The sequence below is a fragment of the Sulfurimicrobium lacus genome (assembly GCF_011764585.1).
GTDB classification, from domain to species: Bacteria; Pseudomonadota; Gammaproteobacteria; order Burkholderiales; family Sulfuricellaceae; genus Sulfurimicrobium; species Sulfurimicrobium lacus.
Genome location: NZ_AP022853.1, coordinates 1,189,011 through 1,213,229 on the forward strand (window position 1 = coordinate 1,189,011; position 24,219 = coordinate 1,213,229).

At 59.8% G+C, this 24,219-nt stretch carries 20 protein-coding genes; 16 read left to right on the top strand and 4 right to left on the bottom strand.

The features are described 5' to 3' along the window. Window positions 1-8 precede the first annotated feature (8 nt). The 5 genes from SKTS_RS06010 (at window position 9) to SKTS_RS06030 (ending at window position 4,993) form a co-directional block, all read left to right on the top strand. Window positions 9-1,262 (top strand): 6-phosphofructokinase, encoded by a 1,254-nt coding sequence (locus tag SKTS_RS06010; protein WP_173061746.1) that lies wholly within the window; start codon window positions 9-11, stop codon window positions 1,260-1,262. A 9-nt stretch (window positions 1,263-1,271) separates the two neighbouring features. Continuing rightward, window positions 1,272-1,484, top strand: coding sequence for a hypothetical protein (locus tag SKTS_RS06015; protein WP_173061749.1), 213 nt, complete (start codon window positions 1,272-1,274; stop codon window positions 1,482-1,484). Between the two features lie 157 nt (window positions 1,485-1,641). Next, on the top strand, window positions 1,642-3,696 hold the full coding sequence (locus SKTS_RS06020) for a sodium-translocating pyrophosphatase (protein WP_173061752.1): 2,055 nt from the start codon (window positions 1,642-1,644) through the stop codon (window positions 3,694-3,696). A gap of 110 nt (window positions 3,697-3,806) precedes the next feature. Beyond that, on the top strand, window positions 3,807-4,355 hold the full coding sequence (gene ppa / locus SKTS_RS06025; protein ID WP_173061755.1) for an inorganic diphosphatase: 549 nt from the start codon (window positions 3,807-3,809) through the stop codon (window positions 4,353-4,355). An 86-nt stretch (window positions 4,356-4,441) separates the two neighbouring features. Next, complete coding sequence (locus SKTS_RS06030) at window positions 4,442-4,993, top strand: YfcE family phosphodiesterase (protein WP_173061758.1); 552 nt, start codon at window positions 4,442-4,444, stop codon at window positions 4,991-4,993. Window positions 4,994-4,999: 6 nt separating this feature from the next. On the opposite strand, the gene SKTS_RS06035 is transcribed toward SKTS_RS06030, so the two are convergent. Continuing rightward, the gene (locus SKTS_RS06035; protein ID WP_244617456.1) at window positions 5,000-6,931 is read right to left on the bottom strand and encodes a TonB-dependent receptor plug domain-containing protein; all 1,932 of its coding nucleotides are present in this window, start codon (window positions 6,929-6,931) and stop codon (window positions 5,000-5,002) included. 429 nt (window positions 6,932-7,360) lie between these two features. On the opposite strand from SKTS_RS06035, the gene SKTS_RS06040 reads away from it, so the two are divergent. From SKTS_RS06040 to SKTS_RS06060, 5 genes are all read left to right on the top strand, one after another. Continuing rightward, window positions 7,361-8,641, top strand: a complete 1,281-nt coding sequence (locus SKTS_RS06040; protein WP_173061764.1) for a CoB--CoM heterodisulfide reductase iron-sulfur subunit A family protein — start codon at window positions 7,361-7,363, stop codon at window positions 8,639-8,641. Between the two features lie 3 nt (window positions 8,642-8,644). Continuing rightward, complete coding sequence (locus tag SKTS_RS06045) at window positions 8,645-10,915, top strand: hydrogenase iron-sulfur subunit (protein WP_173061767.1); 2,271 nt, start codon at window positions 8,645-8,647, stop codon at window positions 10,913-10,915. Window positions 10,916-10,927: 12 nt separating this feature from the next. Then, complete coding sequence (locus SKTS_RS06050; RefSeq protein ID WP_173061770.1) at window positions 10,928-11,530, top strand: 4Fe-4S dicluster domain-containing protein; 603 nt, start codon at window positions 10,928-10,930, stop codon at window positions 11,528-11,530. Window positions 11,531-11,542: 12 nt separating this feature from the next. After that, the gene (locus SKTS_RS06055) at window positions 11,543-12,445 is read left to right on the top strand and encodes a CoB--CoM heterodisulfide reductase iron-sulfur subunit B family protein (protein WP_173061773.1); all 903 of its coding nucleotides are present in this window, start codon (window positions 11,543-11,545) and stop codon (window positions 12,443-12,445) included. A 65-nt stretch (window positions 12,446-12,510) separates the two neighbouring features. After that, window positions 12,511-12,828: a hypothetical protein gene (locus SKTS_RS06060; protein ID WP_173061776.1), complete on the top strand. Its 318-nt coding sequence runs from the start codon at window positions 12,511-12,513 to the stop codon at window positions 12,826-12,828. Between the two features lie 12 nt (window positions 12,829-12,840). Here SKTS_RS06060 and SKTS_RS06065 read toward each other — a convergent pair whose 3' ends face one another. From SKTS_RS06065 to SKTS_RS06075, 3 genes are all read right to left on the bottom strand, one after another. Continuing rightward, on the bottom strand, window positions 12,841-14,517 hold the full coding sequence (locus tag SKTS_RS06065) for a flagellar assembly protein A (protein ID WP_173061779.1): 1,677 nt from the start codon (window positions 14,515-14,517) through the stop codon (window positions 12,841-12,843). Between the two features lie 32 nt (window positions 14,518-14,549). Continuing rightward, window positions 14,550-15,929: a phosphomannomutase/phosphoglucomutase gene (locus SKTS_RS06070; protein ID WP_173061782.1), complete on the bottom strand. Its 1,380-nt coding sequence runs from the start codon at window positions 15,927-15,929 to the stop codon at window positions 14,550-14,552. Window positions 15,930-16,004: 75 nt separating this feature from the next. Continuing rightward, on the bottom strand, window positions 16,005-16,577 hold the full coding sequence (locus SKTS_RS06075) for an NUDIX hydrolase (protein ID WP_173061785.1): 573 nt from the start codon (window positions 16,575-16,577) through the stop codon (window positions 16,005-16,007). Between the two features lie 206 nt (window positions 16,578-16,783). Between SKTS_RS06075 and SKTS_RS06080 the strand changes: the two genes are divergently transcribed. The 6 genes from SKTS_RS06080 to SKTS_RS06105 are packed head-to-tail and all read left to right on the top strand — an operon-like array spanning window position 16,784 to window position 24,213. Then, window positions 16,784-18,145 carry an ATP-binding protein gene (locus SKTS_RS06080; protein WP_173061788.1) on the top strand — a complete coding sequence of 454 codons (1,362 nt, stop codon included), beginning with the start codon at window positions 16,784-16,786 and terminating at the stop codon, window positions 18,143-18,145. Window positions 18,146-18,153: 8 nt separating this feature from the next. Next, window positions 18,154-19,482, top strand: coding sequence for a response regulator c-di-GMP phosphodiesterase, NosR family (gene nosR / locus SKTS_RS06085; RefSeq protein ID WP_173061791.1), 1,329 nt, complete (start codon window positions 18,154-18,156; stop codon window positions 19,480-19,482). 15 nt (window positions 19,483-19,497) lie between these two features. After that, window positions 19,498-20,055 (top strand): response regulator, encoded by a 558-nt coding sequence (locus SKTS_RS06090; RefSeq protein WP_173061794.1) that lies wholly within the window; start codon window positions 19,498-19,500, stop codon window positions 20,053-20,055. A 48-nt stretch (window positions 20,056-20,103) separates the two neighbouring features. Continuing rightward, window positions 20,104-20,748: a GTP-binding protein gene (locus SKTS_RS06095; protein ID WP_173061797.1), complete on the top strand. Its 645-nt coding sequence runs from the start codon at window positions 20,104-20,106 to the stop codon at window positions 20,746-20,748. Further along, a complete protein-coding gene (locus SKTS_RS06100; protein WP_198420436.1) occupies window positions 20,745-21,971 on the top strand; it encodes a sensor histidine kinase in 1,227 nt (408 codons plus the stop codon). The genes SKTS_RS06095 and SKTS_RS06100 overlap by 4 nt, the downstream gene beginning before the upstream one ends. A 7-nt stretch (window positions 21,972-21,978) precedes the next feature. After that, entirely contained in the window at window positions 21,979-24,213 is a 2,235-nt protein-coding gene (locus tag SKTS_RS06105; RefSeq protein ID WP_173061800.1) for an ATPase, T2SS/T4P/T4SS family, read from the top strand. The last annotated feature ends 6 nt before the right edge of the window (window positions 24,214-24,219 follow it).

The window sequence follows — 24,219 nt, forward strand, 5'->3', positions numbered from 1 at the left end:
AGGATGTAATGGCGAAGAAGAATGCCTTTTATGCTCAATCCGGCGGCGTCACCGCTGTCATCAACGCTTCCGCCTGCGGCGTGATCGAAACCGCGCGCAAGAACAAGGATGTGATCGGCAAGGTGTATGCCGGCCGCAACGGCATTATCGGTGCGCTGACCGAAGACCTGATCGATACCAGCAAGGAATCTGCTGCGGCGATTGCGGCCCTGCGCCACACCCCTTCCGGCGCCTTCGGCTCCTGCCGCTTCAAGATGAAAAGCCTGGAAGACAACAAGCTGCAATATGAGCGTCTGATCGAAGTGTTCAAGGCGCATAACATCGGCTACTTCTTCTACAACGGTGGCGGCGACTCCGCCGACACCTGCTTCAAGGTTTCCCAGCTGTCGGAAGCCATGGGCTATCCGATCCAGGCGATCCATGTGCCCAAGACCGTGGACAACGATCTGCCGATCACCGACTGCTGCCCCGGTTTCGGTTCGGTGGCCAAATACATCGCCGTGTCCACTCTCGAGGCATCGTTCGACGTCAAATCCATGGCAAAAACCTCCACCAAGGTGTTCGTGATCGAGGTGATGGGGCGCCATGCCGGCTGGATCGCCGCTGCCGGCGGCCTGGTTGCCGATCAGGGAATTCCGGTGGTGATCCTGTTCCCGGAAGTGGAATTCGACCAGGTGAAATTCCTCGCCAAGGTGGACGAAAACGTCAAGAAACACGGCTTCTGCACCATCGTGGTGTCGGAAGGCTGCCATTATCCTGACGGCAAGTTCCTCGCCGAGCAGGGCACGCGCGACGCGTTCGGTCATGCCCAGCTGGGCGGCGCCGCACCGGTGGTCGCCAACATGATCAAGGATGCGCTGGGCTACAAGTTCCACTGGGCAGTCGCGGATTACCTGCAACGCGCCGCGCGCCACATCGCGTCCAAGACCGACGTGAAACAGGCCTACCAGCTCGGCAAGGCGGCGGTGGAACTGGCCGTCAAGGGACGCAACTCGGTCATGCCGACGGTGCACCGCATTTCCGACGAGCCTTACAAGTACAAGATCGGCGTCGCCGACCTCAAGGATGTGGCCAACGTCGAGAAATTCATGCCCAAGGACTTTATCACCAAGGACGGTTTCGGCATCACGGAAAAATGCCGTCGCTATTTGGCGCCGTTGATTCAGGGTGAGGACTATCCGCCTTACAAGAACGGCCTGCCCGACTATGTGACGCTGAAGAACGTGGCAGTGGAGAAGAAGCTGCCCGAGTTCAAGCTGTAACGATAGTCCATGACGCTTGACCGGGCACGGGAGCTGTTGGCGGTGCAGGTGAGTTTTGGCAGCGGTTATAACGCCAATTCCGCCAAGCTGCTGTTGTCCGAAGTGCAAAAGGAATACGGTCAGGCGGCGGTGGATCAACTGATAAAAGAGATGCAATTGGAGCAGGTGTTCGGGTTCGAACCGGGCACCCGCTTCGAAAACGGAATTGCACTGAAAAACTGAGAACTGAAACTGAAATTTGTTCGGAATATTGAACGCATCACTTGCATGAATAATAAGAGCACGGTTTTACCGCGGCGGAAAAAGCCGGGGGCTTCAACGGGGGCGTAGGGCCAGCCCGGATTGGCCTGGTATAACAGCAAGAAGGGATGGTGTCATCATGTCAGTCGGTCTTTTGTTTGCGCTAATTTGCGCGGGTGTGGCGCTCCTGTATGGAGCATTCTCGATTAAATGGATTCTCGGTCTGCCGACCGGCAACGACCGCATGCGGGAAATTGCCGCGGCGGTGCAGGAGGGCGCACAGGCCTACCTGAACCGGCAGTACACGACGATCGGTATCGTTGGCGTGATTTTGCTGGTGGCCATTTTTGTGGCGCTCGGCTGGCAAACTGCCGTCGGTTTTGCGCTCGGTGCGTTTCTTTCGGGCCTGACCGGTTATATCGGCATGAACGTCTCGGTGCGCGCCAACGTGCGTACCGCTGAAGCAGCCAAGGACGGCATCAATGCCGCTCTGAACGTGGCCTTCAAGGGCGGCGCGATCACCGGCTTGCTGGTGGTGGGCCTGGGTCTGCTGGGCGTGGCGGGTTACTACGCTTTCCTGACCATCGGCATCGGCGCCAGCGCCACTGAGGCTACCCACTCACTGGTGGGGCTGGCCTTCGGTAGCTCGCTGATCTCCATTTTCGCCCGTCTTGGCGGCGGTATCTTCACCAAGGGTGCCGACGTCGGCGCCGACCTGGTGGGTAAAGTCGAAGCTGGCATCCCTGAAGATGATCCGCGTAACCCTGCTGTGATCGCCGACAACGTGGGCGACAACGTGGGCGACTGCGCAGGTATGGCTGCCGACCTGTTCGAGACCTACGCTGTGACCATCATCGCCACCATGGTGCTGGGCGGCCTGATGATTACCGGCTCATCCGAAGCGGTTATCTATCCGTTGGTGCTGGGCGGGGTTTCCATCATTGCTTCCATTATCGGTACCTTCTTCGTCAAGACGCAGCCCGGTGCCAAGATCATGAACGCCCTGTACAAGGGGCTGATCGTTTCCGGCGTGCTGGCAGTGATTGCGTTCTACCCGGTGACCACCTGGATTCTGGGTGAGGGCGTGATGATTGATGGCAAGCTGGTGACGTCCATGAATCTGTACCTGGCTTCCCTGATTGGCCTGGCGTTGACTGCCGCGCTGGTGTGGATCACCGAGTACTACACGGCGACCGAGTTCGCTCCGGTGCGCCACATCGCGCAAGCTTCCACCACCGGTCACGGCACCAACGTGATTGCCGGTCTGGGCGTTTCCATGAAGTCCACCGCCGCTCCTGTGCTGGCCGTATGCGCCGCCATCGGTGGCGCCTATGCCTTGGGTGGCCTCTACGGCATCGCGATCGCTGCAACTTCCATGCTGTCCATGGCCGGTATCATCGTGGCGCTCGACGCTTACGGCCCGATCACCGACAACGCCGGTGGTATCGCGGAAATGGCCGGCTTGCCGGACGAGATTCGCAATATCACCGATCCGCTGGACGCCGTGGGCAACACCACCAAGGCAGTGACCAAGGGCTACGCCATCGGCTCCGCCGGTCTGGCCGCGCTGGTGCTGTTCGCCGACTACACCCATGCCCTGGGTGCCAAGGCGCTTGGGCTTGATGCCAGTGCGATTCCCATGACCTTCGACTTGTCGAACCACATGGTGATCATCGGCCTGTTCATCGGCGGCATGGTGCCTTACCTGTTCGCTGCCATGGGCATGGAAGCGGTGGGTCGCGCTGCCGGTTCCGTGGTGGTCGAAGTGCGCCGCCAGTTCAAGGAAATCCCAGGCATCATGGAAGGTACCGCCAAGCCGCAATACGGCACCTGCGTGGATATGCTGACCAAGGCCGCAATCAAGGAAATGATCGTTCCTTCCCTGCTGCCTGTCGCGGTTCCGCTGCTGGTCGGCGTGATCCTCGGCCCGCAGGCGCTCGGTGGCGTGCTGATCGGTACCATCGTGACCGGCCTGTTCGTGGCGATTTCCATGACCACCGGCGGTGGCGCATGGGACAATGCCAAGAAGTACATCGAGGAAGGCAACTACGGCGGCAAGGGTTCGGAAACCCACAAGGCCGCAGTGACCGGCGACACCGTCGGCGATCCTTACAAGGATACCGCCGGTCCTGCCGTCAACCCGCTGATCAAGATCATCAACATCGTGGCGCTGATGATCGTGCCGCTGATCTGATTTAGCGTTTTTTGCCAGCGAGAGGGCAGGTTATCCTGCCCTCTTTTTTTGCCTGCGCGCTTTGCGCGTATAATGTCGTCCATTCTCAATAATCTCAGAAAGACCGCAAAGTGAATCTGGATCGCGTAACTTCCGGCAAAGACCTGCCCAACGATTTCAACGTCATCATCGAAATTCCGATGCACGGCGACCCCATCAAGTACGAAGTGGACAAGGCTACCGGTGCCATGTTCGTGGACCGCTTCATGTCGACCGCCATGCACTATCCCTGCAATTATGGTTATATCCCGCATACCCTTTCAGAGGACGGCGACCCGGTGGACGTGCTGGTAATCACCCCGGTGCCGCTGATTACCGGCGTGGTGGTGCGTTGCCGCCCGGTCGGCATGCTGAAGATGGAAGACGAGGCCGGCGTGGATGCCAAGCTGCTGGCCGTGCCGATCGACAAGCTGAGCACGATTTACCGCAATATCGAATCGCCACGTGACCTGCCGGAACAGACTACCGCCCAGATCACCCATTTCTTCGAGCACTACAAGGACCTGGAAGCAGGCAAGTGGGTCAAGGTGCAGGGCTGGGTTGGAGCGGACGAGGCGAAGCAGGAAATCATGGATGGCGTCAGCCGCTATGTGAATGCCGCCGAAAAGCCGATGTTTTGATTATAGCGGTCAGCAGTCAGCAGTCAGCGGTCAGAAAAATCGACAAGGCTGAAAGCTGATGGCTGAAAGCTGAAAGCTATTAAAAAATGAAAATTTGCGTAATTTCTGATAGCCACGACAACCGGCATTTGATGGCGGCTGCGGTGGAAGCGGCCATGGAAAAAGGGGCCGAGGCGGTGATTCACTGCGGCGATGTGGTGGCGCCGACCACCTTGAAGTGCCTGCTGAAATTCGGTCTGCCGGTGCACGTGATTTACGGCAACAATACCGGCGACCTTTTTGCCATGTCCAAGCTCGCAACCGAATCCGGCAGCCTGATCCGTTTCTACGGTCAGGATGCCGGCATCAACCTGTGCGGGCGCAATATCTTCATCGTCCATTACCCCCACTATGCCCGAGCGCTTGCCACTACCGGCGACTGGGACCTGGTGTGCTGCGGACATGACCATAACGCGTCCATCCAGACCGTCCACAACATCAAGGGCGGCCATACCTGGTACGTCAATCCGGGCACCGTGGGCGGGGTGGGCGCGCCGGCTACCTTTGTGCTGGGCGATCTGACGACCATGCAGTTCGAAATTTTCGATGTGCCGCCGGAAGAGTCGGATAATAGTTCGCGCCTGACGGTTGCGAGCTGAAACTGGTTACATCTCCAGCTTCAGGTTAAGCCAGGCGCTCCGCCCGGGCAGTTCGTTGTCGTGGCGGTACTCGAAGTAGTGGGCGTCGGCGAGGTTCTGCACGATGAGGGCAAGTTCCCCGTTGCCCCTTCCCGCCTTGAAACGATAGGCCAGCCGAGCATCCCAGCGACGGTTGAAATCGATGAAATACTGCGGGTTGTCGCCGGATCCGGCATCGCTGCCGGGAAAGTGAGTGGCGCCGACCTGGTAGTTCATCAGGCTGGCGCTCCAGTTCTGGTTAAAGCGATGCGTCAGCATCGCGCTCTGGCTGTTCCTCGGCGCCGCCGTGGTATAGGTCATATTGTCCAGATTGCTGCTGTCGATCTCGATGTGAGAAAAGCTGTAGATCAAGCGGGTTTGCGCGCCGACATCCCATTGCAGCTGGCCTTCCAATCCCTTTACCCGGGCTTTGCCGGAATTGAGGTTGTTGTGCAGGACGGCAGAAACCGTTTGCGCGATGAGCCCGGAAAGCTCGTCGGAGAATAAACGCAGATCGATGTTAAGCCCCGGAAATTTCCCGAGGTAGCCGATTTCGCTGGACTTGATTTGTTCGCGGTCCATTTCCTTGCTGAGATATGTTCCCAGGTATGCCACTTCGCGATTTTTTTCGTACATGGTCGGGGTGCGCGTGGCTTCGGAATAACTGGCGCGCAGGGTGTGATTCGGTACGACGTGCCAGTTCACCGCGATGCGCGGAGTGACGTCGTTGCCGGTGTAGCTGTTGTTTTCGCTCATCGCGCCGAGGTTGAATATCAGGTCCGGCCGGGCGCGCCATTCGAGGTTGCCGAAGAGCCGCGATAGAAAGAAAGATTGCTCCTGATATTGCGGTGCATTGGTGATGCTGTTCTTGAAATAGATCGGCGCATAGACGTAGTCCGAACGCACGCTTCCTCCCCACACGATGCGTGTGCTGCTGGTGGGCAGAAAGGTGTGCTGAAGTTCCAGGTCATAACGATCGGCTTTGGTGTCGCCGTTCATTGTATTGCCGTGCTGCATGTCGAACAGGGTGGCCGTGCTGCTTTCGTTCGCGTGGTAGAACTGGACAGAAAGGCCGCCGCCATCCTCGTGAGCCCGGCTCCACTTGAGCAATTCGAACTGGTTGCTGACACTGCGTCCGTCGAGCGCGATTATGCTGTCTGACCACCCCTCCTGGCGTGTGCCGCCGTTATAGCCGAACTGAAATTCCATTTCGTCCGTGGCGTTGATGCGGTAGTCGGAACGGAAGGTAAGCAAATGAATTTGCTTGTCGTCGAGTTTGTTGTTGTCCCAGTTATCAAGGGTGCTTAGTGGGCGGGTTATTTTTGCGTTCTCCCCCCGGTCGTTTCGTGTCCCGGCTGTGAGCCTGTAGGTTAGATCGCCATTTTGGCCGCCGAAGCGCGCAACGGCTTCGTCGCGGTGACGCCCGGTCGAAAGCGACAACATGCCGCCCTGGCTTTCGGCGGAATGGCGCGTGATGATGTTGATCACGCCCATGAAGGAGTTGGCGCCATAGCTGGCGGAATCCGGGCCACGGATGACTTCGATGCGTTCTATGTCGTCCAGGGCCAGAGGGATGTCGCTCCACAAGGTGCCGCCAAATATCGGCGAATAGACCGAACGGCCATCCACCAGCACTTGCATGCGGTGGGAGTAGGCATCGGAAAGGCCGTGGTAGCTTACGGTGCTGTCGGTCGTGTAGGTATCGGTGGCGTGGTAGGCCACATACATGCCTGGCACGAGACGGAAAACCTCGGACAGGTCCCATGCGCCGGAATCCCGGATCATCTGGCGGTCGATGATGGTCACGGCTGCAGGCGCTTCGTCGATGGGCTGCGAAAGTCGCGATGCGGTCAGCACGATGGGCATGTCGGCCAGAAAGCTGTCCTCGGACTGGGCGTTCCGGTCCGAACCAAGAGCCATAGCTGCATGCAGTAGCAAGGAGCTGACCGCTAAGGTGCGCAGAAAAGGAAATTTGATGAAATTTTTTTGTTTTTTCATGGCGCCATTTTAACATCTAAGGTGTCGAATCCATTGACAAATTCATTTGGAGTTCGCTCTTTCCTGATTTTGTGGATTGGGTTTTAATACCCGACTCAATGTATTGGATATAGGGTTTCTATCAGGGAATAAGAAGATTCGATTGTTTCCGGGCTAGATGGCTGTGGATTGACGCTTCAATTGAGTGGTAAAATGCATCAGGATAAGGGGGTCGGATTTAGTCCGGCTTCTCTGACGTGTTTATTGAAGTGCAGGTTTATAGCCTTTTGCCGGTTCGCCGGCGAAGCAAGCAGGTAGTCCGGTCGAGCCAAGTTCCGCCGGGCTGTCTTAATCCGTGGTGGAGGAGATCTGATGACGGAAGTCGTTGCAACCAACCAGACCATTCTGGTCGTAGGCGGTGGCATCAGCGGCATGACGGCGGCGCTTGAAGCGGCCGAGTGCGGCAAGGAAGTGGTGCTGATCGAGAAAAATGCCGCATTGGGCGGACGCGTGTCCCAGTTGTACCGCTATTTCCCCAAGCTGTGTCATCCGACCTGCGGTCTGGAAATCAACCAGCGCCGCGTCAAGCAGAACAAGCGCATCCGCATTCTTACCCTGGCGGAAGTGACCGGCATCACCGGTTCGCCGGGTGATTACACGGCCAGCGTCAAGATTTCGCCGCGTTATGTGAACGAAAACTGTACTGCCTGCGGTGACTGCAGCAATGCGGTGGAAGCCATGGTGGACGATGCGTTCAACTACAACCTGTGCAAGGTCAAGGCGGCTTACCTGCCGAGCAAGATGGCCTATCCCCAGCGCTACGTGATCGATCCTTCCATCATCGGCACGCCCGATGCGGACAAGGCCAAGGCCGCGTGCAAGTACGACGCCGTCGACCTCGGCATGCAGGAAGAAACCGTACAGATCAAGGCGGGCGCGGTAGTGTGGGCAACCGGCTGGAAGCCCTACGATGCCAACAAGATTCAGCCTTACGGCTACGATCGCTTCGATAACGTGATCACCAGCGTCGAGTTCGAGCGCCTGTCCGACCCACACGGCCCGACCGGCGGCAAGATCCTGCGCAAGGACGGCAAGGAAGCGAAGAACATCGCCTTTATCCAGTGCGCCGGTTCGCGTGACGAAAACCATCTGCGTCATTGCTCGCGCATCTGCTGCATGGCCTCGCTCAAGCAGACGAATTATGTCCGTGAAGCTTTCGGCGACGAAGGCAAGTCGACCATTTACTACATCGACATCCGCGCCATCGACCGCTTCGAGGATTTCTACCAGAAAGTTCAGGCTGATCCGACCGTTTCCTTCATCAAGTCCAAGGTTGCGAAGATCGTCGAGGACAAGGAAGGCAATCCGGTGCTGCACGGCGTGAACACCGAGGGTTACCACCGCTACGCCAACACCCACGACCTCGTGGTGCTGGCCGTGGGCATGGAGCCTTCCGTCATGGCGGCCAACATCCCGGCAGAAATCGTTTCCGATTCGAGCGGCTTCATCGAGCAGGATCAGGCCAACGGCGCCATCTTCGGTGCCGGCTGCGCGGCCAACCCGCTGGATGTGAACCGTGCAGTGCAAAGCGCCACAGCAGGCGCCTTGCGCGCGATTCAAGTAATTAACCGTGTTGCCAGAGCGGAGGGTTAAACAATGGCGGACATGAAAGTAGCAGCCTACATTTGTCAGGGCTGTGGACTGGGTGAGCGACTCGATACAGCCAATCTGGCCAAAGTTGCGCAGAAAGAAGGTAAGGCTCAGGTAGTGAAGGAACATCCTTTCCTGTGTAATGCAGAAGGGGTGGCGATGATTCGCAACGACATCGACAACGATGCCGTGACCCACGTAATGATCGCGGCCTGCTCGCGCCGCGCCAAGACCGAGGCCTTCGGTTTCACCGATGTGGCACTGTCACGTGCCAACCTGCGCGAGGGCGTGATCTGGATTCGTCCGGACGATGAGGCATCGCGTGAAACCACGCAGGAAATGGCGGAAGACTATGTCCGCATGGGCTGCGCCGAAGTCAAGAAAATGAAGCTGCCGGAAATCGACCCGGCCGCCGTGACCGAGCGTCGCATGCTCGTCGTCGGTGGCGGTATTTCCGGTATGACCGCCGCGCTGGAGGCTTCCAAGGCCGGTTACCAGGTGGTGCTGGTAGAGAAGACCGGCGCACTGGGCGGCTGGGGCGCCAAGCTGTACAAGCGTTCCCCCTCCAAATCGCCTTATGCAGACCCTCAGTCGACCGGCGTCGATGAGATGGTTGCAGCGATCAACAGCGACAGCAACATCAAGGTTTACACCAACGCCATCACCAGCAAGATCGAGGGCGCACCGGGCCGTTTCATCGCGGAAATAAGCACAGAATCCGGTCCAACTGCTACTGAAACCGTCGGTTCCATCGTCCAGGCCACCGGCTTCACGCTTTACGACGCCAACAACCTGCCAGAACTGGGCTACGGCAAATCCGCCAACGTGGTGGACCAGGCCGGCCTGGAAGCGCTTGCCAAGGCAGCCAACGGCGGCGCGATCAAGCGCCCATCCGACGGTGGCGAAGTGAAAACCGTGGTGTTCGTGCAGTGCGCCGGTCAGCGTGACGAAACCGGCAAGCACCTGCCGTACTGCTCCGGTTCCTGCTGCCTGACCTCGGTCAAGCAGGCGATGTATTTCAAGGACCAGAACCCGGACGTGGATACCGTGGTGATCTACACCGATCTGCGCATGCCCGGCAACGGCGAGGATTTCTACCGCAGCGGCCAGACCAAGGGCGTGACCTTCACCAAGGGCAAGGTGTCCAGCGTGGAAGCCACCGGCAACACCTGCAAGGTGAATTTCCAGGACCTGATCCTCGACGACCAGACGGCGATCGAAAATGCCGACCTGGTGGTGCTGGCGACCGGCCAGGTGGCCAATTCCGGTGTGGACGTCGATGCCAAGCTGAAGGCGGAAATTGCCGCAGCGGCAGGCGACAACACGCTGCTGGATGCTTACAATGCCTCCCAGACAGAAGGCGCGGTCAAGCCGATTTCCGTGCTCAACCTGACCTACCGTCAGGGTCCGGATCTGCCGCAGTTGAAGTATGGCTTCACCGATTCGCACTTCATCTGTTTCCCCTATGAAACCCGCCGTACCGGTATTTACTCCGCCGGCCCGGTGCGCCGTCCGATGGACATCGTTCAAGCCATGGAAGACTCCACCGGCGCAGCGATGAAGGCTATCCAGGCGATCGAGAACGCTGCCCTGGGCCGCGCTGCTCATCCCCGTTCGGGTGATTTGTCCTTCCCCAAGGTGCGTATCGAAGGCTGTACCCAGTGCAAGCGCTGCACGGTGGAATGCCCGTTCGGCGCCATCGACGAGGACGAGAAACGCTACCCGCTGTTCAACCAGGCACGTTGCCGCCGTTGCGGCACCTGCATGGGCGCCTGCCCGGTGCGCGTGATCTCCTTCGAGAACTATTCGGTGGATACCGTGGGTTCCCAGCTCAAGGCCGTCGATGTACCGGACGAGTTCTCCGAGAAGCCGCGTATCCTGATCCTGGCCTGCGAAAACGACGCCTACCCCGCGCTCGACATGGCGGCCATGAACCGTGAAGTCTATTCCGCATGGGTGCGCGTGATTCCGGTGCGTTGCCTGGGTTCGGTCAACACCATCTGGATTACCGACGCGCTCAACAGCGGCTACGACGGCGTGATGATGCTGGGTTGCAAGCATGGCGACGATTACCAGTGCCACTTCGTCAAGGGTTCGGAACTGGCCAGCTACCGCATGAGCAAGGTGGGCGACACGCTTCAGGGCATGGGACTTGAACCCGAGCGCGTTCAAGTCTTTGAAGCGGCTATCACCGACATCGAACGCCTGCCGAGACTCATCAACGAGTATTCGGACCAAATCGCCGCATTGCCGCCCAGCCCGTTCAAAGGCTTCTAGGAGGAAACAGGAATGAGTATTGAAAAGTACCGCAGAAACTTCCTCAAGGAAGTCGAAGAGCGCGTGGAAGAAGGCCACTGGGTAAAGATGTGCATGCAGTGCGGCGTTTGCGCCGGCTCCTGCCCACTCGGCCCGCACTGGGAACACACGCCGCAGAAAATCTTCATGATGATCCGTGCCGGCAAGCGCGAGGAAGTGCTGACCTCCGACTCCATGTGGATGTGCACCTCCTGCTACAACTGCATCGTGCGCTGCCCGCGCAAGCTGCCGATCACCCACATCATGCACGGCCTGGCCTACCTGGCGAAGCGCGAAGGCCTAGTGCCGAAGAACCAGCCTACGGCGCAATTCGGCCAGATGTTCTGGGACAACCTGGTCAAGACCGGCCGCGTCAACGAGCTGAAGTTGAGCTTGGGCATGTACTTCAAGGACGGTTTCGGTCAGGGCATCAAGAACGCCATGGCGATGCAGAGCGTCGGTCTGGGCATGATGAAGGCCAAGCGCCTGAACCCGATGGAAATCATGGGTGGGCACGGGATCAAGGACAAGAGTGGTTTCTCCGCTATGTTGAAGAAAGCGCGGGAACTTGAAGACGCCCGCAGGAAACTTGCGTAAGGAGCGAGATACATGGCCAAGAAACAATATTCTTTTTATCCCGGCTGCTCTTCGCAGTCCGGTGCATCGTCCAGCAACTACCTGACCTCGACCCAGTCGATGGTCAAGCTGCTGGATGTACAGTTGAATGAAATCCCTGACTGGAACTGCTGCGGCGCATCCATCGGCTATGCCGGCGGTGGCGAATTGCCGCGTGTGGCGCTGTCCGCGCGCAATATTGCGCTGTCCGAACAGCATAACCCGGGTCAGGAAATCGTCGCTACCTGTGCCGCCTGCTGGCTCGCCACGCGTGAAGCCAAGGAGCGCCTCGATCACAGCGCCACCTTGCTGGCCGAGACCAACGAAGCGCTCAAGGAAGCCGGCCTGGTTTTCAAGAACGAAGCGCCTGCGGCACGCCACATGGTGGAAGTGCTGATCGACGATATCGGTTACGAGACCCTGAAAAGCGGCGTGAAGAAACCGCTCGAGGGCATCAAGATCGCCGGTTACGTGGGTTGCCAGACCAATCGCCCGTTCGGCATCGACGGCGAGTCCTTCGAGAACCCGATGTACCTCGACAAGCTGGTCGAGTCCATGGGTGGCGAAGCAATCACTGGCTACGACCAGAAAGTGACTTGCTGCGGCGGCGCGCTGGCTTTTTCCGAGCCGGAAAAGAGCCAGAAACAGATCAAGGACATCATCGAATCGGCCTACGACCACGGCGCCGACATGATCGTCACGCCTTGCCCGCTGTGCCAGGCCAACACCGAGATTTACCAGGGTGAAGTGAACAAGCGCTACGGCACCAAGTTCAATATCCCGGTGACCTACTATAGCCAGCTGATCACGGTGGCTTACGGTGGCAGCGCCAAGGATGCCGCACTGGATGGCCAGATTATTCGCGCCACCAAGCTGGAAGAAATCGCCGGCAAGTAAGGCTTCGACATAGTGGTATCGACTAGGGGTGGCTACGTGCCGCCCCTCGTTTTTTGGAGGTAGCGATGAAACGCCCAAAGACTGCAGATGAATACGTGGACCTGATGCATCAGGCGGTATACGAAGTGGACGAGATCCGTTCCATCATGGAAGAGGACTCGGACGAGTTCGCCCCGTTCAAACCCTATATCGAGGAGCTCGACAGCCAGTTGCGCAAGATGTATGACGACATGGTGAGCGGCCAGTACAAGTTTGACCCCAACGGGCCGGAATTGCCGTTCATGCCCATCGTGCGCAAGCTGGGCTCGCGCCTGCCCTTCGGACTGCTGCTCAAGGTGGTTGACCAGACGCACCGCGAGGGTCTGGACATCGAGCGCAAATAGGAGAGCACGGCTTTACTCGAACACGATCTCGTCCTCCTTGAGCGAGAACGTGCCACTGCTGCGCTGCAAATCCACCCAGTGGACCTTGCCGCCGATTTCGATCTGAACGTTACCAAACAGGGTTTTCTCTACGATCACCTTGGCGTCGACGGACAATTCGAGTTGCTTGGTGAGTTCATCTTTATCCTGCCGTGCCAGCTCGATCACATCAAGCAACGCCTGGAAGGTATTTTCCGCCTTGAGCTTGATTTCCGGCTTGATGCGATCAGGATGATCCTCGATGAACTTTATCAGCTTGACCACCTCATCGAGTTCCTTGCTCTTGGCCTCCAGAAGTTTGCCTGCCTGTCTCAGTTTCTCGTGCAGGTAGGGGTTGGTGCCCACTATCACCCGCGTTTTGACGCCAGATGGCGACCCGATGGTCGCGGCCTGCACCAGTAAGGTGGCTTCGGCCACGCCACCCATGATGCGCCCTTGCCCCGAGCCTGGTTTGCCGACCACAATCTGGTTTACCGCTGCCAGTTCGCTTTGCATGACCAGTTCGTCAACCATGATGCTATCGCCGACTTCGATGCTGGCATTTTCGACGAAACGCGCGGAGAAAGAAGTGCCGCAGTGTACGCGCGCGATCATGGACCTATTCTTGTCGTCGGGATGCGTGTGGATTTCGCCGTGGCCGATTATGCCGCCCTTGATCACCACGTCGCCGCCCGCGTCCAGAATCGCGGCCTCGACCGTGCCGCCAACGTGAATGTCTCCCGTGGTGCGAATGCTCATGCCGGCGTGCACGTCGCCGCTGATGTTGACCGTGCCCTCGAAATCGATATTTCCGGTGGTGAGGTCGACAGTGGCAAGGTTGATAGTGGGCTCAACCGCCATGCCGTTGTTGACCAGCAGAGGCTGGCCTGGAATCTCGGCAATCAGGAAGGCGGGGTCTTGCGGATCGACCAGCGCTCCTTTTAACTGTGCCGCAAACGCGGCTTCCTTGCCGGGTTTGGCGGGAATCGTCTGCCCCAGCACGTTCTCTCCCGGCTCGCCCAGAGTGGCGGGAATTTTCTGCATCAGGCGTTCGCCCTGGTGCACCGTAACGATGCCGCCCAGGTCGCGGTAATCCGCGACACCCTGTTCATCGAAATGAGGATGGCGCTGTTTCACCATTTCGATCAGGCACTGTAGTTTCCCATCTTCGCCGTTGACGACTGCGCGGCCCTGGGCAACAGGTTGGCGGGTTGCTTCTCCCGTCGCTACGATCTGCTCGATGGCTTCGTCAAGGAAGCCAAAAGTCACCTGTTTTTCCACCAGGGCGCTGCGAATCTGCTCTGTCGTCACCGCCGTGCCGCCGTACGGTGGGGTAACGCTGATCCAGGCAGTCATTTTGTCCGGCGCAAGCTCGACCTTCACGCCGGCATCGCGCACCTCGCCGATTTCCAGCGTAAAGGGCGCGCTGGCCGAGGCGTATTGCTTGACCAGCTGATTCAGCGCCGCGTCTATCAGGAACAGCTGGCCGTAACCTTGCGCGTCGATTTCCTGCTTGAGGGTGGCAAGATCGAACGGCGTCTTGACGCTGCCTGGGCTGACGCTCGCCAGCAGCTTCCTGCCGTCCTCGCTGAGCGCAAGGGTCAGCTGCTGTTCTTGAGCGGGTGATTCTTCAGTCGGTGATTCGACTACGGCTGCTGATTCTTCTGCCATATCCTCTCCGTGCCCAGGTTTTCGAACGGCTGTTAAAACGGTAGCGGCAAATCCGGCGAATCCATTAGCAACACGGAACGGAATTCTTCCTGAATGCGTTTCAACGCCGCCGCGTTATCGCCCTCGAAGCGTAACACGATCACCGGCGTGGTATTGGATGCACGCATCAGGCCGAAGCCGTCCGGATACTCCACGCGCAGACCATCGATGTCGATGACTTCCTGCGCATGGGGAAAGCTGGCGTTCTTTTGCAGCCGCTCGATCAGCGCATAATGCGCGCCTTCTTCCATCTGTATGTGCAGTTCCGGCGTGTTCACCGTGTCCGGCAGGCTGTGCAGGGTGGCGTCGATATCCGGCTGACGTGACAGGTATTCCAGCAGCCGCGCCCCGGCATACAGGCCGTCGTCGAAACCGTACCAGCGTTCCTTGAAGAACACATGGCCGGACATCTCGCCCGCAAGCAGGGCGCCCGTTTCCTTCATCTTGGCCTTGACCAGCGAGTGGCCGGTTTTCCACAGCAGCGGCTTGCCGCCACGCTCGCGGATCCAGGCGAACAGCTTGCGCGTGGATTTGACATCGAAAATGATATCCGCGCCGGGGTTGCGGCTCAGGACGTCGGCGGCGAACAGCATCAACTGGCGGTCGGGATAGATGATGCGGCCGTCCTTGGCCACCACACCGAGACGGTCGCCATCGCCATCGAAAGCCAGGCCGATTTCCGCGTCTGATGTCTTCAGCCGTGCGATCAGGTCCTGCAGGTTTTTCGGCACCGATGGGTCGGGGTGATGGTTGGGGAAGTTGCCGTCAACTTCACAGAACATTTCCTCGACCTCACATCCCATGTCGCGGTAGAGCTTGGGGGCGAACGCGCCGGCCACGCCGTTGCCGCAGTCCACGATAATCTTCATGGGACGTGCCAGCTTCACGTCGCCGACGATGCGTTCGATATAGTCTTGCGCGATGTCGTACTGGCGATAGCTGCCGGTGCCGTCGACCAGGTCGCCTTGCTCGATGCGCAGGCGCAGTTTCTGGATCGTGTCGCCGGACAGGGTTTCTCCGTCCAGCACCATTTTCAGGCCGTTGTAGTCGGGCGGGTTGTGGCTGCCGGTGAGCATCACCGCGCAATTGGCGCGCAGCTGATAGGCGCCGAAATAGGTCATGGGGGTGGCGACCAGCCCCAGGTCGATCACGTTGATGCCGCTTTTGCGGATGCCGCGCGCCAGCGCCGCAGCCAGCTCCGGGCCGGACAGACGGCCGTCTCTGCCGATGACGATGTCGCTTTGCTTGCGCGCCACGGCTTCGGAACCGATGGCGTGGCCGATGGCCTCGACGATCTCCGGGGTGAGCGTTTTGCCGACGATGCCGCGGATGTCATAGGCCTTGAAAATTTCTTTGGGAAGGATATGTGTCATGTGTATTTACAATAAAGTGAAATCATTAAAATGATTATGCGTTGTTTCAACAGGTTGAGCCAGCTGAGCATAAAATCAGGGGATAAAGTTGCATGACGCGGACACATGATGGTGCGGGGACGGATGGATATCGTCGACATGAAAGTTGAAGACGCCATTTCTCCGTTCTGCGAAATATAGCTGCAGCGTGCGCCGCACGCTGGCAAAGGCGATTCTGTCCCACGGTATGTCCTGTTCCGAGAAAAGCCGCACTTCCAGGCTTTCATGCCCGGCCCCGAAGTTGGGCTGCAGCATGCGGGCGTGGAAAAACAAATGCACCTGGCTGATGTGCGGCACATTGAACAGAGTATAGAGCGCGCCGATTTCGACCTCGGCCAGTGCTTCCTCCATCGTTTCGCGCGCGGCGGCCTGGGGCGTGGTTTCGCAGTTTTCCATGAAGCCTGCGGGCAACGTCCAGAAGCCGTGGCGCGGTTCGATGGCGCGGCGGCAGAGGAGAATCCTGTCTCCCCATTGCGGTATGCTGCCGACCACCAGTTTCGGGTTCTGGTAATGAATGGTGTGGCAATGGTCGCAAACATAGCGCGGCAGGCTGTCGCCTTCCGGAATGCGCAGGCTGACTTTTGCGCCGCAATGACTGCAGTAGTTCATGTCGCTGCCCTGAAATATGGTGTCTGGATTATAACAAGTTGCATTGTGTTGGCTTGGCTTGGGCGGCAAAATGCTTGCTCGCGCCTTGGCGAACTTCTAAAGCGCACGGCTCGATCTGCCTATACAATCTTCGTGCAGGGCGGAAATGGTGGTTGCGTACTCAGTCCTGATGTCAGCATGGGGGTAAGACAGTGGCTTTAGATCGCATGACCAAGCTGTCCTGGATTTACGACTTGTACCGTATGGGGCAGTCTCCGCTATTGTTGCAGGCCCCGGATAAAATCTACCAGCAATTGCTGCTGCATATCGTCGCCGGATTCGATGCTCGCAGCGGTTCCCTGGCCATGCTGGGGGATGATGCACAGACCCTTGTCATCGTTGCCGGAATCGATTTGCCGGCGGGGGTGATAGGCAGCACAGTCGCACTCGGCAGCGGGGTGATGGGCTGGGTGGCGCAAAACGGCAAGCCGCTCCTCATCAACGGCGATTTCGACGCTGCCAGGTTTCCCGGCATCCAGCGCCGGCGCGAGCAGGCGGCGCCCAGTTCGGCGCTGTGCTGGCCGCTCAAGTTGCAGGAGCGGGTCATCGGCGCCTTGAGCGTCAACCGGCCGGCAAATCAGAACGACTTCAGCGAAAACGACCGCGAGCAGGGAACTGCATTGCTCAACCTCGCCAGCCTGGCGCTGGAGAACATCAATCTGCAACTCGACCAGCAACAGCGCATCGCGGAATTGCAGGCGGCCAACCACAAGCTCGCGGAAGCACAGGACCAGCTGCTGCAGGCGGAAAAAATGGCCTCCATCGGCCAGCTTGCCGCCGGGGTGGCGCACGAGATCAACAATCCCGTGGGCTATGTGGCCTCCAACCTCAGCGCCCTGGAGCGTAACCTGAACGATCTCCTGTCGGTGCTCGATGCCGGTGAGCGGCTGGCGGACAGCATGACAGGCGAATCTCCCGAGTTGCTGGCGCTGCGCGCCCTGAAAGAGAAGGTCAACCTCGCCTACCTGCGCGAAGATTTGCGCGACATCCTGGCGGAATCGAAAGAAGGACTGGATCGCGTCAAGAAAATCGTGCTCGACCTGAAAACCTTCTCCCACGTGGACCAGGCGGAGTGGACGGTGGCCGACCTGCACGCCGGCCTGGAAAGCACACTCAACATCGTGTGGAACGAGCTCAAGTACAAGGCTGACGTGGTCAAGGAGTACGGCCAGTTACCGGAAATAGAATGCCTGCCGACCCAGCTCAACCAGGTATTCATGAACTTGCTGGTGAATGCCGCGCAGGCCATCGAGAGCCACGGCACCATCACCTTGCGCACCGGCCAGGAAGGGGGGCGGGTATGGCTGGCTGTGTCCGACACTGGCAAGGGCATCGCACCAGAGAACATCGGCCGCGTGTTCGATCCCTTCTTCACCACCAAGCCGGTGGGCAAGGGGACCGGCCTGGGATTGTCGCTTTCCTACGGCATCGTCAAGAAGCACCACGGGCAAATCGAGGTGGAAAGCACACTCGGGCAGGGTACGACTTTCCGCGTCTGGCTACCGGTGAAACAGGTAGATCGGATATGATGGCTGATATGCCAAACGACGATGATCTCCAATCGGCCGCCAGCCCCGCCAGCCTGCTGTTCGTGGATGACGAACCGAACATCCTGAGCGCCTTGCGGCGACTGTTCCGTCCTCTCGGATACAAGATATTCACTGCCGAAGGCGGCGCAGAAGGACTGGCGCTGCTGGAGCAGGAACCGGTCGATCTGGTGATATCCGACATGCGCATGCCGCAAATGGACGGTGCCCAGTTCCTCGAACAGGTGCGGCAAAAATGGCCCGACACCATGCGCATCCTGCTCACCGGCTATGCCGACGTGAGCTCGACCATTGCCGCCATCAACAAGGGCGAGATTTTTCGCTACGTGGCCAAGCCCTGGGAAGACAACGATATCGTCCTGGTCGTGAAGCAGGCTCTGGAGCTCAAGAACCTGGCGCTGGAAAAGCGTCGCCTGGAAGAACTGACGCTGCGCCAGAACGAGGAGCTCAAGGAACTCAATGCCAGTCTGGAAAGCCGTGTGCTGGCGCGCACCGAGGAAGTGCGCCAGACCATGGGTTTCCTCGAGATCGCCAACAAGAAGCTGAAGGAAAGCTTCCTCACTTCGATCAAGGTATTCGCCAACCTGATCGAGCTGCGGGAACGCAGTCTCGCCGGGCACTCGCGCCGCGTCGCGGACCTGGCGCGCACGCTGGCGAAACGCCTCGCGCTGCCCGATTCCGAGGTGCAGGACATTTTTATCGCCGCCCTGCTGCACGACATCGGCAAGATCGGCCTGCCCGACAAGCTGCTGACCAAACCGTTCGCCATCCTGGCCGGGGAGGAGCGGGACCTGGTGCTGCGCCATCCCATCACCGGTCAGGCCGCGCTGATGGGGCTGGAACAGATCCACGGCGCGGCCAAACTGATACGCAGTCATCACGAACGCTGGGACGGCATGGGCTTCCCCGACGGTCTGGTCGGACTGGCGATCCCTTTCGGCGCGCGCATCCTGGCCGTGGCCAACGATTTCGACGCGGTCCAGATCGGCACGCAACTCAGCAAGCAGCTCAATCAGAGCGAGGCTGTGGCTTATATTCTGGAAGGCCGCGCCAAGCGCTACGATCCGCAGGTGGTGGACGCCTTCTCCCTCGCCATGGGAGGGCAGGGGGGCAGCACCGAGCTGCAGGAAGTGGCGCTCAAGACCCCGCAGATCAAGGCCAGGATGACGCTTGCGCGCGACCTGGTCAGCCCAGAGGGCATCATGCTGCTGTCCAGGGATTATGTGCTGACCGACGAGATCATCGAGCAGATCCGCAACTTCGAACGTTCATCCGGCCGGCACATGACGGTTCATGTCAAGGTCAAGAGCAAGATATAGATAGGAGCCAGGCTTATGTACCGCATCATGCTGGTGGACGACGAGGAAAACATTCTCAAGGCCTTGCGACGCGTGCTTGTTTCCACTCCCTGCGTCTATGATGGGGTCGAATACAAGATCAAGGTGGATATTTTTACTTCTCCCGCCGAGGCATTGCAGCACGCTCGTCACAATGCCGTCGATCTGGTGCTTTCGGATTACCGCATGCCGGGCATGGATGGCGTGGCCTTCTTGAAGGAGTTCAAGCAGATACAGCCCAACGCCGCGCGCCTGATCCTGTCCGGATATGCCGATCTCAACGCCGTGATCGGCGCGATCAACGAGGCGCAGATATATCGCTTTCTCAACAAGCCGTGGAACGATTATGAGCTGGTGTCGAGTGTTGCCCAGGCATTGGCCTATCGCAACCTGATGCTGGAAAATCAGTATCTGGCGGATAAAGCGCGCGTCGAAAAAGGCAAGATGACACCCCAGGAACTGGAGCGTAAACGGCTCGAAGAACAGGAGCCTGGTATCACCAAGGTCACATGGGGGCCGGACGGCTCGGTGATTCTGGATGAGAGTGAGGAGTGAGGGGGGGCAAACTCCTCACTCTTTACCCCTAACGCCTCACCTGAAAAAATGGCCGAATTCGACCCCCAGTCCAATAAACTGACGTTGAAGCTGGTCTACTACGGACCGGCCCAGAGCGGCAAGACCACCAATTTGATGCGTTTGCACGATCTGGTGGCGCCGGACATGAAGGGCGAGATCATGACCCTGGAAACGCAGAACGACCGCACCCTGTTCTTCGATCTCCTGCCGCTCGGCTTTCGCGCACCCTCCGGCCTGCTGGTCAAGTTCCGGCTCTTCACCGTGCCCGGCCAGGTGGCCCATGACGGCACGCGCAAGGCGGTGCTGTCGCGCGCCGACGGGGTGGTGTTCGTGGCCGATTCGCAGCAGAACCAGAGCGTCAACAACGGCGAGTCGTTCCAGAACCTGGCCGAGAACGCAGCGCGGGTGGGACTCGATTTCGACCAGCTGCCGCTGGTGGTGCAGTTCAACAAGCGCGACCTGCCGCACATCCTGAGCGAGGACGAAGTCAAGGCGCGCTGGCAGTCCGCCCCCTGGCCGCTGGTTTTCTCCTCCGCCCTGGACGGGAGCGGCGTGCGCGAAACCTTTGCCGCCCTGCTGCGCCAGGTATATCGCGCACTCAACCAGGAATACCGCTTGCAGGAACAGCACGGCCTGGACGAGGAGGGTTTCGTGAAGGGGGCGCTGGGATGAACAACATGGAGCCCAGCACGCTGGCGGCCTTCGACCGCGAGTTCGGCCTGGCCGAATTGCTGGCCGGGATTCCGCGCGAGAAGCTGCAAAAGACGCTGGTGCTGTTGCTGGGCGGGGCGTTTCGCCTGGTCGATGCCAATGGCGCGGCCCTGATCGGCGCCGCCGCGCCGATGTCGGGCGCGCGGCGCGCGCCGCTGGCGCTGGAACTGGAACCCATCGGCTATCTGGAATGTGCCTGCGCTGACGAGTCGCGCCTGCAAAGCGGCTCCCTCATGCTGGAACTGCTGCTGCGCGGCGTGGCGCGTTACAAGATGGCTTCCGGTCTGCACCTGGAAGCGGTGCAGGCGGATTTCGAGAAGCTCGGCCGCAAGCACGCCGCGCTGGAGGAATCGGAGGCGCGCTACAAGGCGCTTTCGGAACAGCTGGAACAACGGGTGCGGGAACAGATCGGGGTGATCGAGGATACCAGCCGCCAGCTTTATCAGGCGGAGAAGCTGGCTTCGGTGGGGCGGCTCGCGGCAGGCGTGGCGCACGAGATCAACAACCCCATCGGCTTCGTGCGCAGCAACCTCTCCACTTCGCTGTCCTACGTCGCCAAGTTTGCCGCACTGGGCGCGGCACTCAAGGCTGGCCAGCCCGGACGGGCAGCCTGGAATGAACTCGACCTGGATTTCGTACTCGAAGATTTCGGCGAGCTGTTGCAGGAAAGCGTGACCGGCGCCGACCGCGTGGCGCACATCGTCGCCGACCTCAAGGGCTTCTCCAACGTGGACCGCGGCGAGGAGGAAATGGCCGACCTCAACGACAGCCTGCGCCAGGCGTGCAGCGTGATCGAAGGCCAGTTGCCCCGGGGCGTGACGCTGGTGCGGGCGCTGGGAGAGATTCCGCGCATCCTGTGTCTGCCCGGCTATCTCAACCAGGCTTTCCTCAACCTGCTGGAGAACGCGGTGCAGGCGGTGGCGGACGGAGGCGAGGTGAAGGTGCAGTCGCAGTGTGCGGACAACGAGATTCTGATCCGCATCAGCGACAACGGCTGTGGCATCCCGGACGACGTGCTGCCGCGAATTTTCGAGCCTTTCTTCACCACCCGCGACGTCGGCCAGGGCACCGGCCTCGGCCTGCCCGTGGTGCGCGACATCGTGCAGGTGCACGGCGGGCGGGTTGAGGTGGAGAGTCATGCCGGCGCAGGTACCTCGTTCACCATTCATTTGCCGATAAATTAAAGCATTCATGTCCAGCTACGCTTCCCTCTTCACCGGCGCACCCGCCGACGCTTCGGCTCCGCCACCGCAGCCGCGGCAGCAATACCGCCTGCTGCTGGTGGACGACGAGCCGAATGTGTTGAAGGCCCTGCAGCGGGTGTTCCGCCAGGAGAATTACCTGGTTGCCACCGCGCCCAACGCCGGCGAGGCCCTGGCATTGATGCGCCAGGGTGAGTTCCATCTGGTGGTCAGCGACTACGTGATGCCCGGCATGAACGGCGCCGAGTTTCTCAAGCAGGTCAAGGCGCTCTACCCGGAAACCATCCGCATCATGCTTACCGGGCATGCCGATACCGGCGCGGTGATGGGGGCCGTCAACGAGGGGGCGGTCTACAAGTTCATCCTCAAGCCGTGGAACGACGACGACCTGCGCGTCACCGCGGCGCTGGCGCTGGAACAGCACGACCTGATCCGGAAGAACCATGCCCTGCAGCAGGAGAACAGCAAGAAATCGCAGGAAATCAGCGCACTGTCCAAGCTCGCGGTGAGCAATCGCAGCCACCTGGCGATCATGCTCAACAAGCATGGCCTGCTCAACGGCAACCAGGTGCAGGAACTGCATCGCCTGCAGCAAAAAAACCGCGAACCGGTGGTCAAGTTGCTGCTCGACAAGGGCTGGGTCGAAGAACGGCAGATTCGCGACCTGCTGCGCAAGGAGTTGTTGTTCGAGGAAGTCGCGCTGGCCGAGTTCAGCATCGACCCGGCGGTCGCGGCGCTCATCCCGCGCAGCTTCTGCGAGCGCCAGCTGGTGGTGCCGCTCAAGCTCGAAGGCCGGCGCATGACGCTGGCGGTGGCCGATCCGCTCGATGCGGGCCTGATGGACGATCTGCGCTTCACTTCCGGCTTGGAAATCCAGGCGGTGATGGCCGGCATCGCCGCGATCAAAGCCAAAATCGGAGAAGTATACGGCGGCGGCGAGGCAGTCGATTTCGCCGAGCTGGAAACGCTGGTCTCCGATACGGATCCCTACGAAGGCATCGAGGTAGTCATCGAGGACGACGAAGAAGCGCCCTCGCTGGAAGAACTGCTGCGCGGCACGGAAGAGCCGCCGGCGATCCGCCTGGTCAACGCCGTCATTCTCGAAGCCATCCGCCTCGGCGCCTCGGACATCCACATCCAGCCGCGCACCAAGAGCGTGGTGGTGCGCCTCAGGATAGACGGGGTGCTGGTGGACAAGATCCATATCCCGCACCAGATGCACCAGTCGCTGGTGTCGCGCCTCAAGGTCATGTCCGAGCTGGACATTTCCGAGCGCCGCCGTCCCCAGGACGGGCGTCTGATGGTGAAAACCCCGCTGCGCGTGGTGGACCTGCGCATTTCCACCCTGCCCACCATCAACGGCGAAAAGGTGGTGATGCGCATCCTCGACCGCAACGCCGCAGTACACAGCCTGGACGGGCTGGGCTTCGGGCAGCAGGCGCTGCGCCAGATCCGCGACATGGTGGACAAGCCGCAGGGCATCATCCTGGCCACCGGGCCGACCGGCTCGGGCAAGACCACCACGCTGTATTCCCTGCTGCAGCACAATGCCACGCCGTCCAAGAATTACGTCACCATCGAGGACCCGGTCGAGTATTACCTCGACATGGCGGGTCAGGTGCTGGTGAAGGAAAAAATCGGCCTGACTTTCCCCCTCATCCTGCGCTCCATCCTGCGCCAGGACCCGGACGTGATCCTGCTGGGCGAGATCCGCGATTTCGAGACCGCCGAGGTGGCCTTTCATGCGGCACTTACCGGCCACCAGGTGTTTTCCACCCTGCACACCAATTCCGCCGTGGCGACCATTTCCCGCCTGCTCGACCTCGGCCTCAAGCCTTTCGTCATCGCCTCCGCGCTGCAGGGCATCATCGCGCAGCGCCTGGTGCGCAAGATTTGCGAGGGCTGCCGCGAGCCGGCTGTGCCCGACCTTCAGCTCCTGGAACGCCTGGGCGAGCCGTTCCGGCGCGCGGGACTGCGGGTGTTTCGCGGCAAAGGCTGTGCGGAGTGCCACGACAGCGGTTACAAGGGGCGGCTCGGCCTCTACGAGGTGCTGACCCTGGACGAACAGTTGTGCCACCTGATCGGAACCGGCGCCAGCGTGCTGGAAGTGAACCAGGCGGTGCGGCTGAGCGGCATGGTTTCCCTGATCGAGGATGCGCGCGACAAGGTGGACCAGGGATTGACGACGCCGGAAGAGATTTTGCGGGTGCTGGGACCGCAGTGAATAGTG